Origin of the sequence: Marinobacter gelidimuriae (genome assembly GCF_000372805.1) — a bacterium.
Taxonomy (GTDB): Bacteria; Pseudomonadota; Gammaproteobacteria; order Pseudomonadales; family Oleiphilaceae; genus Marinobacter; species Marinobacter gelidimuriae.
The window spans coordinates 1-2,103 of the sequence record NZ_KB889842.1; the positions used below are offsets into that span (position 1 = coordinate 1).

1 tRNA gene and 1 rRNA gene are annotated in these 2,103 nt (G+C 53.7%); both read left to right on the forward strand.

What is annotated here, in order from left to right:
* Positions 1-219 precede the first annotated feature (219 nt).
* Positions 220-1,774 (forward strand): 16S ribosomal RNA (locus A3OI_RS0103160).
* Positions 1,775-1,988: 214 nt separating this feature from the next.
* Positions 1,989-2,065: transfer RNA gene (locus A3OI_RS0103165), tRNA-Ile, on the forward strand.
* Positions 2,066-2,103: the final 38 nt, after the last annotated feature.

Consider the following 2,103-nt stretch of genomic DNA (forward strand, 5'->3'; position numbering starts at 1 on the left):
ATTCAAACTTTGAACGCGAAAACGGTTGACAGGGCAGCGAAACGATGTATGATTCGCCTCCTGATTGAGCCACGGCTCAAACGCTCTTTAAAAAATCAACCAAGTAATTCGTGTGGGCGCTGACGGGAGTATTTCGGTAAGAAATACCAAGTCAACGACTCGTCAAGAATTGAGTTTTTGTCTTGAGCAGATTTAAGATCTTCGGATCTTGTATGATTTAAACTGAAGAGTTTGATCATGGCTCAGATTGAACGCTGGCGGCAGGCTTAACACATGCAAGTCGAGCGGAAACGATGGTAGCTTGCTACCAGGCGTCGAGCGGCGGACGGGTGAGTAATGCTTAGGAATCTGCCTGGTAGTGGGGGACAGCCCGGGGAAACTCGGATTAATACCGCATACGCCCTACGGGGGAAAGCAGGGGATCCGTTCTCTTCGGAGAGTGGACCTTGTGCTATTAGATGAGCCTAAGTCGGATTAGCTTGTTGGTGGGGTAATGGCCTACCAAGGCAACGATCCGTAGCTGGTCTGAGAGGATGATCAGCCACATCGGGACTGAGACACGGCCCGAACTCCTACGGGAGGCAGCAGTGGGGAATATTGGACAATGGGCGCAAGCCTGATCCAGCCATGCCGCGTGTGTGAAGAAGGCTTTCGGGTTGTAAAGCACTTTCAGCGAGGAGGAAGGCCTTAAGCTTAATACGCTTGAGGATTGACGTCACTCGCAGAAGAAGCACCGGCTAACTCCGTGCCAGCAGCCGCGGTAATACGGAGGGTGCAAGCGTTAATCGGAATTACTGGGCGTAAAGCGCGCGTAGGTGGTTATGTAAGCGAGATGTGAAAGCCCCGGGCTCAACCTGGGAACGGCACTTCGAACTGCATGGCTAGAGTGTGGTAGAGGGTAGTGGAATTTCCTGTGTAGCGGTGAAATGCGTAGATATAGGAAGGAACACCAGTGGCGAAGGCGGCTGCCTGGACCAACACTGACACTGAGGTGCGAAAGCGTGGGGAGCAAACAGGATTAGATACCCTGGTAGTCCACGCCGTAAACGATGTCAACTAGCCGTTGGGGATCTTGAATCCTTAGTGGCGCAGCTAACGCACTAAGTTGACCGCCTGGGGAGTACGGCCGCAAGGTTAAAACTCAAATGAATTGACGGGGGCCCGCACAAGCGGTGGAGCATGTGGTTTAATTCGACGCAACGCGAAGAACCTTACCTGGCCTTGACATGCAGAGAACGTTCCAGAGATGGATCGGTGCCTTCGGGAACTCTGACACAGGTGCTGCATGGCCGTCGTCAGCTCGTGTCGTGAGATGTTGGGTTAAGTCCCGTAACGAGCGCAACCCCTATCCCTAGTTGCTAGCAGGTAATGCTGAGAACTCTAGGGAGACTGCCGGTGACAAACCGGAGGAAGGTGGGGATGACGTCAGGTCATCATGGCCCTTACGGCCAGGGCTACACACGTGCTACAATGGCGCGCACAGAGGGCTGCAAGCCCGCGAGGGGGAGCCAATCTCACAAAACGCGTCGTAGTCCGGATCGGAGTCTGCAACTCGACTCCGTGAAGTCGGAATCGCTAGTAATCGTGAATCAGAATGTCACGGTGAATACGTTCCCGGGCCTTGTACACACCGCCCGTCACACCATGGGAGTGGATTGCACCAGAAGTAGTTAGTCTAACCTTCGGGAGGACGATTACCACGGTGTGGTTCATGACTGGGGTGAAGTCGTAACAAGGTAGCCCTAGGGGAACCTGGGGCTGGATCACCTCCTTAAACGATGCCGAACGCTTCGGTCAGAGTCCACACGAATTACTTGGTTGATTGATTAAAGAGAGCAAAGGGTCTCGACCGACCCGCTGAATTAGCGCGACAGATTGTTGAGTCTGGCAAGGCGCGGATGGAGCGAAGACGGGAGCGTACAGTAGTACGTGACCAACTGAGCGAGAGTCGCAACGCAGTCCAGGCACAACAAGATGACGTGATAATCGGGTCTGTAGCTCAGTTGGTTAGAGCGCACCCCTGATAAGGGTGAGGTCGGTGGTTCAACTCCACCCAGACCCACCAAAATCGTCCAGCTCGGCGTTATCGAATGACTTGCATAG